7 protein-coding genes and 1 pseudogene are annotated in these 7,320 nt (G+C 56.5%); 5 read left to right on the top strand and 3 right to left on the bottom strand.

The genetic code is table 11. The features are described 5' to 3' along the window. Positions 1 to 330: 330 nt before the first annotated feature. The 3 genes and pseudogenes from X773_RS0140370 to X773_RS72850 form a co-directional block, all read right to left on the bottom strand. Positions 331 to 667 (bottom strand): annotated as a pseudogene (locus X773_RS0140370) (mannitol dehydrogenase family protein); the annotation flags it as partial. 73 nt (positions 668 to 740) lie between these two features. Then, positions 741 to 1,520 (bottom strand): SDR family NAD(P)-dependent oxidoreductase, encoded by a 780-nt coding sequence (locus tag X773_RS72855; RefSeq protein ID WP_051406274.1) that lies wholly within the window; start codon positions 1,518 to 1,520, stop codon positions 741 to 743. Next, entirely contained in the window at positions 1,507 to 2,256 is a 750-nt protein-coding gene (locus X773_RS72850; RefSeq protein ID WP_245274891.1) for a GntR family transcriptional regulator, read from the bottom strand. The genes X773_RS72855 and X773_RS72850 overlap by 14 nt, the downstream gene beginning before the upstream one ends. A gap of 149 nt (positions 2,257 to 2,405) precedes the next feature. Between X773_RS72850 and X773_RS72845 the strand changes: the two genes are divergently transcribed. The 5 genes from X773_RS72845 to X773_RS0140360 all read left to right on the top strand — a co-directional run. Beyond that, a complete protein-coding gene (locus X773_RS72845; RefSeq protein ID WP_023680812.1) occupies positions 2,406 to 3,431 on the top strand; it encodes a sugar ABC transporter substrate-binding protein in 1,026 nt (341 codons plus the stop codon). 133 nt (positions 3,432 to 3,564) lie between these two features. Continuing rightward, on the top strand, positions 3,565 to 4,605 hold the full coding sequence (locus X773_RS72840) for an ABC transporter permease (RefSeq protein ID WP_023680811.1): 1,041 nt from the start codon (positions 3,565 to 3,567) through the stop codon (positions 4,603 to 4,605). Next, positions 4,602 to 5,426: an ABC transporter permease gene (locus tag X773_RS72835; protein WP_023680810.1), complete on the top strand. Its 825-nt coding sequence runs from the start codon at positions 4,602 to 4,604 to the stop codon at positions 5,424 to 5,426. The genes X773_RS72840 and X773_RS72835 overlap by 4 nt, the downstream gene beginning before the upstream one ends. Before the next feature lie 147 nt (positions 5,427 to 5,573). Further along, a complete protein-coding gene (locus X773_RS0140365) occupies positions 5,574 to 6,959 on the top strand; it encodes an ATP-binding cassette domain-containing protein (protein ID WP_023680808.1) in 1,386 nt (461 codons plus the stop codon). After that, positions 6,887 to 7,320: ATP-binding cassette domain-containing protein (locus tag X773_RS0140360; protein ID WP_245274890.1), on the top strand; the 434-nt coding region annotated here is incomplete at its 3' end. The genes X773_RS0140365 and X773_RS0140360, both read left to right, overlap by 73 nt.

Here is a 7,320-nt window from a genome sequence, read left to right as displayed (position 1 = left end):
GCTTCATTCATCACCAGCCGTCCAGTCGTGCCGCCGCCTCGGCCTTTCCGAGAGCTATCTCTATCGCCGAACGGCATCCGAAAACTTACACAGAACCGGACAGTGTTCCTTGACCTAAATGTCAGGCCCGCGTCGTGCAGACGTTCAGCTTCTAGTTAACGCGTCTTGAAGGCACGAACTCGATAGCCCACTGGACGGTGGGGCGTGACGGAGGCCCGCCAAGCAGATGCGAACAAACTACCGGACGGCTGCCGGCAACAGTGAAGCCGTCGTACCGTCAAAACCGGCATGGGCCGGCTCGTGGCCGGAGCCGCCGCCCGAGATGACCGTGTAGCCCTTCTCGGTGACTGTCAAAGTCACGATCCTGATCCGCGGGTCAAAGAGCGCCTCCAGCAGCTGAGCGGGGCCCTCCGGTGCGACAAGAATATGGCCGATAGAACCGACTATCCGAAGGCTCGTCTGTTCATCTTGACGACTGACAACTGTGTACAAACCATCTTGGGGAGCAAGCGCGTCCCGCGTGTCCGAACTCCGGGGGAGGCTGCAATGATGCCCCAATCGAGTTGTCCCGCGGCCAAGCAATCACCGTATAGATTGCCTGATGGGCCCTGTGGAAGTTGCCGATACCGAGATGCACGATTCCGGGCGTCACACTCCGTCGATCGTACCGATGAATTTGGACACCGGCTGATGCGAGCGCCAAATTGGCGTAAGAACGACGATTTTCCATTGTATGCAGCTCAATCGAAATGGAGACCACCGTTCATGTCGATAACCTCACCCGTGATGAACCCGGCTAGAGGTGACGCGAGGAATGAAACGGTGTGGGCGACTTCTTGAGGTTCGCAAAATCGCCCGACCGGGATTTGAGCAAGCTGGGCCGCGCGCTGTTCGTCGTTGAGCTGTTCGGAAACCATCGGCGACATTACGTAGGCGGGCGCAATTGCATTGGAGGTCACGCCCTGGCCAGCGGTCTCGCGGGCAATTGAAAAGGTCAGCCCGATCATCGCGCTCTTCGAAACTGAATACGCCGTCCCTGCGGTCAAGCCTCCGCTTTTGGCGGCATAGGAGGAGATATTGATCACCCGACCCCACCGTTTCGAGCGCATCCCAGGAAGAAATATCTGGGCGAGAAGGAATGCGGCTTCTACGTTGACTATGTTGACCCTTCGCCATTCCTCGATCGAGGTATCTGCCATTTTGTGGTTCGACAGAATGCCAGCATTGTTGACCAAAATGTCGACCGAACCGAAGTGCTGAAGAACCTTCTCCGCCGCCGCGCGCGTTGAACTCTCAACTGCCAGATCAACACCGACGGCAACGGCGCCATGCCCTATCCGCGACGCCAGCGCCTCTGCGGCCTCGGGGAGCAGATCCAGGACTGCTACTTGAGCGCCGGCGCGCGCCAGTTCCACTGCGATTGCGGAGCCGATAGCGCCTGCGCCTCCAGTTACGACAACGGTTTTTCCTTCTAGCGATTGCAAGCGGGAATTCTCCATTGCTTGGTCAGACGGCGGCATGGCGTGTCTCCGACACATGCGCGTCGAAAAGGACAAAGATTTTATCGAGATGGGCGACCAATGCGGCTTCCGCACCGGGTCCGTCATTGGCATCCAGCGCATCCAGAATTGCCAAATGCTCCTGCAGCACCACCGCAAACCGTGCGGCATTGCCGGAGAAACGAATAAAGCGAGTCAGCTTGGCTTTAGCAGCGTGGATGGTCGTCCAAACTCCCGGTCGCTGCGCGAAAGACGCAAACAATTGGTGAAAATTCTCGTCATTGTCGTGAAATCCGTCAATATCGCCCTCAGCGATACTCCGTTCTTGAGCCGCCACCAGTGAACGCATTTCAGCGCTCATCGCTGGCGTCCAACGCGGCGCAACTTCGCGAAGAAGGCAAGTTTCCAGGGAACGGCGGACAAAATGGCTGTCTTGGATGCTGACGATATCAATTTGCGAAACAAAACTGCCGAGCTGCGGAAAGACACTTACAAGTCCGTCTTCGGCCAATCTTTGGATCGCTGCCCTCACAGGTGTGCGAGACACATTGAACTGGCGACACACCGCGTTTTCACTAATCGATTCGCCCGGCAAGAGCTTCGCACGCACGATTGCCTCGCGCAGGACGGAGTAAATTTGCTCACTCGCCGAACTGCGCCGGTTCAAAAACACGTCTAGTTCAGCCAATCCGGAAGACATGGCTTTCGCTCCATTCTGGTCGAAACGCGATATCGCGTTCCGCTCGCCTTCTTGCACAATGTCCTCCGAAAAATGCCATCAACAAAAAAGCAGTTGCACCTTGTATACAAGTGTACTAGAACTTCTGCGGTGAATGCAAGGCATTTGCGCTGGCGGTCTCGACAATTTTAAGCGGGAAGGCGGCGCTCTCAACGGGAGGAGTTTTGATGTCGAACTATTTGCGTCGCGTGCTCGCGATTGGACTGCTATCCGCAATAGGCGTGGGGTCCGCCTTCGCCGCTGGAGATTCAAAAATTGCGCTGGTTCCCGGAGGTCCGCACCCCTACTTCGCGGCGTGGGAGCAAGCTGGTAAGGATGCTGCCAAGGATTTTGGCCTGGCCGCAGCAGACTATAAGGTGCCGCAAAAGTGGGAACTCAGCCAGCAGAACCAGCTGCTCGAGAGCCTTTTGACCCAGGGTTACAACGGCTTTCTGATTTTCCCAGGTGACCCCGTCGGATCGGTCAGTACCGTCGACGAGCTCGTGTCCAATGGCGCGCCTGTCATCGGCGGCGCAGGGTGCTTCAAGGATCCTTCTTCAGCAACCTTCTGCCTCGGCACCGACACTGGCAATTCAGCATACATTGGAACCAAGGAGCTTTTGAAAACACTGACGGGCACCAAGAAGCGCATTGCTCATTTCACCGGCTTCCTTGTTGATCCGAATACCCAGCTTCGCATCGACGCCGTCAAAAAAGCGGCGGAGGAAGAAGGCGCAACGGTCGTCCAGGTCATCGCTGACATTGATGCGCCCGAGCCAGCCGAGGAAAAGATTAATGCCTACCTGGCAGCTCACGCCAACGACGTCGATGGCATCATCACGACCGCTTGGGTCCCTGCGGTTGTAGCCTCGAACGCAGTCCGAAAGATCGGCGACAAGCGGATCAAGATGGTAGCCATTGATCACGATCAAGTTGTGTTGAAGGCCATCAAGGATGGCTTTGTGAATGGCACAATGCTGCAGAATCCGTATGGCCAAGGCTATATCGGCACTTTCGTTCTCGACAAGCTTCGTTCGGGTTGCGCGGTCAAGACCGATGCGCCTTTTAAGAAGAATGCCCTCACTGACAAGTTCATCGACTCGGGAACCGTCTATGTCGCGGCCGACAAAATCGACACTTATGTTGACGCCATGCGCGACACGACCAAGAAGCTCTTTGAAACCTTCCAGGCGACTTATCTGACCTGCAAGTAACGAGACTTTCGCCAATGCCGCCGGGCTGCGTTCAAGCAGACCCGGCGGTCGTCCAACCAAATTGCACGGTGTCTGTCGTGACCCAGAGCCAGGCCTGATAAGATGGCAGCCTAGCCATTGAAGGTGCGAAACCATGTCTTATTCAGATGTGCCGGCGAAGGGTCCCAGTGGCGACATCGTCGGCAAGCCGCGCAGGAATGCCACCGAGACGCGATTCTATCTGACCAATGAGTTTGGGCTCATTGCCCTCATTGTGGTCTTTGCGCTGGGCTTCAAATTCACAACAGAGGGTTTCTTTTCGGCCTTCAATTTGTTCACCCTCGGTCGTATCGCAGCCGTCAACATCATGATCGGCTTGGCCATGATGGTCGTCGTTATGACTGGGGGGTTGAACCTTGCTGTAGGGGCGATCGGCGTTTGTGCCGCAATGACTTGCGGCTATCTCATTGAGGTCGTCGGGCTTCCGTGGCCACTCGCAATTCTCTCAGCCGTGGCCCTTGGCGCCTTGCTGGGCTTTATCAACGGATGGACTTCCGTTCGCACAGGATTGCACAGCTTCATCATCACGCTCGCGACAATGAGCATTTTCTTCGGCGTAATGATCTTCCTGACGCGTGCAGAATCCTATCGCGCTCTGCCACCCGTCTTTGCAGCGTTCGGACGCATCAAGCTGTTGGGTTTTTTCTCTCCGCTCCTCCTGGTTAGCCTCATGGCTGCATTGGTTCTAGGATATCTTTATAATTTGACAGCGGTTGGGCGGGAGATGCTGGCTGCTGGCGCCAAGCCCGAAGCGGCGGAGATGTCCGGCATAAATGTCGGGCGCATCTTCATATACTGCCACATGCTGTCTGGCGCGCTCGCCGCCTGCGCGGCTCTGATGCTAGTCGCACGCAATGGAGCGGCGATCCCATCAATGGCGGGACAACTCGGACAGGACTGGCTGCTCATCGCGTTCCTTGGTCCTGTGTTGGGGGGAACACTTTTGGCGGGCGGCAAGGCATCGGTGCTGGGGACGTGCCTAGGTGCGTTTCTGGTGACGATGCTGACTAGTGGTTTGCTTCTATTACAGCTGGGCGATTTCTGGATTCAGAGCTTTTTGGGTCTGCTTTTGCTGGCTGCGGTATTGATGGACAAAACACGCCGAACCTTTCTGGCCCGGAGGAACATGGCATGAACGGCTCCTTCGCCAACGCCGTGCGGAGCGACTGGTTTGGGCCGCTGCTGGTTACGATCGTCGCCGTTGCGATCGTGGGGGGCTTCAACCCATCATTCCTATCGCCATTGAATATTCAGGTGCTGCTGCTCGCAATTGCAGTAAATGGCCTGATCGCGTTTTCGCAAATGCTCATCATCGCTATCGGTCAGATGAATTTGTCTGTCGGGGCTATCGGCGGTCTTTGCGCTATTGTTTTCGCCGGCATGATGGACGCGTGGCACGTGCCCGCATCCCTTGCCGCCTTAACCGCGCTGTCGCTCGGGGTCATATGCGGCGTAATAAACGGATTTCTGATCGCCCGAACTGGCATTTCGGCGTTCGTAATTACCCTCGCCAGCCTGTCCGTTTACAAGGGCATCAATTTGGGCATCACACATGCCCAACCCTTTTATGATATCTCAGACGGCGTGAAATCCATCGGACAGGGCGCGATCTTCGGGATCATTCCTTGGTTGATGCTCCCGACCATGGCTGTCGGGCTAGCCTTGTGGTTCATGCTTAATCGGCAACCCATAGGGCGGTTTATTTTGGCAGTCGGCGGCAATCAACATGCCGCAGAATTGTCGGGAATATCGATTGCAAATACAGTTGTCATCGCGCACGCCCTTTCGGGGTTTCTTGCAGCGCTTGCCGGTCTTCTCCTTGTTGCCCGTTTACAAATGGGTCAACCGACGATCGGCGACGACTGGCTAATTTTGTCTTTTGCCGCGCCCGTGATCGGCGGCGCGGTCTTGGCCGGCGGACACGTCAGCGTGCCCGCTACGCTGCTCGGGGGGTGATCGTTGCAATAATCACACAAGCCCTAGTGCTTTTCGACATCGACCCGTTCCTCGTGCAGGTCGTGCTGGGCGCAATGATCTTGGCGGCAGTCGGCGCCAATCGTTTTCGCGAAAGTCGTTTGTCACGAAATCTCAAGAGGCTCTGAAATGGCGAGCGAGATAGCGTTCCAGGCTCTGGGCATTGAGAAGTCCTTTCCAGGCGTAAAGGCCCTAAAGGGCGTTTCCCTGACACTTAAAACTCATTCCATACATGCTTTGCTCGGCGAAAACGGCGCAGGGAAGTCAACGCTTATCAAGATCATTACCGGTGTTCACCACCCCGATGCCGGCCGCCTCATCCTGGAGGGCCAAGAGGTTCATTTCGGCTCGCCGCGCGAGGCCATCGCTCATCGTGTTGGCGTCGTACATCAAGAACGGAATCTTATCCCGAGGTTTTCTGTTGCGGAAAATATCCATCTCGAGCAACTTGGGGCTTCGTTGCTAAAGCCGGTGGACTATGCCGACTTGAACAAGCAGGCCGCTCGTTGGCTTGAGGCCCTCGGCCTAGACATCGACCCAAGAACCCCGGTATCGCGCCTTAGCGTCGCCAAGATGCAGCTGGTCGAAATCGCCAAGGCCTTGTCTCTGCGCTCGCGAGTGCTTCTCCTGGATGAACCAACCGCATCACTTACCTCGAGTGAAACTGATCTATTATTCTCGTTTTTGCGAAAGCTGCGAGACCAAGGCGCCAGCCTGCTATTTGTCAGCCATAAGCTGGAAGAAGCGCAGGAGCTTTGCGACAGCGTCACAGTGCTGAGGGATGGGTCGAATGCCTGTGAAAGCCGGCCAATGGAGGGCCTGGGGCGGCAAGACATTGTCCGATTGATGATCGGCCGGGCCGAGGGTGAAGGCGGCTGGCGGGAGCGCAACTCGACTGGGGCTCCTCCGGCCATCGAGCTCAAGAACATTGAAACATCTTTAGGCCATTCGGACGTCAATCTGCATGTCCGACAAGGCGAGATTGTGGGCCTCTATGGCCTCGTGGGCGCCGGAAGGACCGAGCTTGCAAAATGCATCCTGGGTCAGTTTCCGCTGACGGCTGGTCCCGTCGAGATCGACGGGAAGCCGGTTAAGATCAGGTCGGTCGGCGAAGCCATCCACACGCATCNATTGAACCTTGCTGTAGGGGCGATCGGCGTTTGTGCCGCAATGACTTGCGGCTATCTCATTGAGGTGGTCGGGCTTCCATGGCCACTCGCAATTCTCTCAGCCGTGGCCCTTGGCGCCTTGCTGGGCTTTATCAACGGATGGACTTCCGTTCACACAGGATTGCACAGCTTCATCATCACGCTCGCGACAATGAGCATTTTCTTCGGCGTAATGATTTTCCTGACGCGTGCAGAATCCTATCGCGCTCTGCCACCCGTCTTTGCAGCGTTCGGACGCCTCAAGCTGTTGGGTTTTTTCTCTCCGCTCCTCCTGTGGGCCTCTATGGCCTCGTGGGCGCCGGAAGGACCGAGCTTGCAAAATGCATCCTGGGTCAGTTTCCGCTGACGGCTGGTACCGTCGAGATCGACGGGAAGCCGGTTAAGATCAGGTCGGTCGGCGAAGCCATCCACACGCATCGTGTGGGATACGTCAGCGAAGATCGAAAGGGCGAAGGTCTGGTCTTGATGCATTCGGTGCTGTCAAATGCTGGAATTGCAGTGTGGCGCCCCCTTTCGGCACTTCTCGGATTNCTTGAGGTGAAAACACCCAGCCTCGCGCAGACGGTGGCCAACCTTTCGGGTGGCAATCAGCAGAAAATCAGCGTCGCCAAATGGCTGGCGGCAGGCGTCAAAATCTTGCTGGTTGACGAGCCGTCAGTCGGCATCGACATCAAGACCAAGGCTTACCTGCACGATTTGCTGCGCGA

The sequence above is a fragment of the Mesorhizobium sp. LSJC280B00 genome, from assembly GCF_000502835.1.
Classification (GTDB): domain Bacteria; phylum Pseudomonadota; class Alphaproteobacteria; order Rhizobiales; family Rhizobiaceae; genus Mesorhizobium.
This window is presented reverse-complemented; position numbering and strand designations above follow the sequence as displayed.

Coding starts and splice junctions, on each gene's coding strand:
- X773_RS72855 (WP_051406274.1), bottom strand. CDS start 1,520: ATGCCGCCGTCTGACCAAGCAATGGAGAATTCCCGCTTGCAATCGCTA.
- X773_RS72845 (WP_023680812.1), top strand. CDS start 2,406: ATGTCGAACTATTTGCGTCGCGTGCTCGCGATTGGACTGCTATCCGCA.
- X773_RS72840 (WP_023680811.1), top strand. CDS start 3,565: ATGTCTTATTCAGATGTGCCGGCGAAGGGTCCCAGTGGCGACATCGTC.
- X773_RS72835 (WP_023680810.1), top strand. CDS start 4,602: ATGAACGGCTCCTTCGCCAACGCCGTGCGGAGCGACTGGTTTGGGCCG.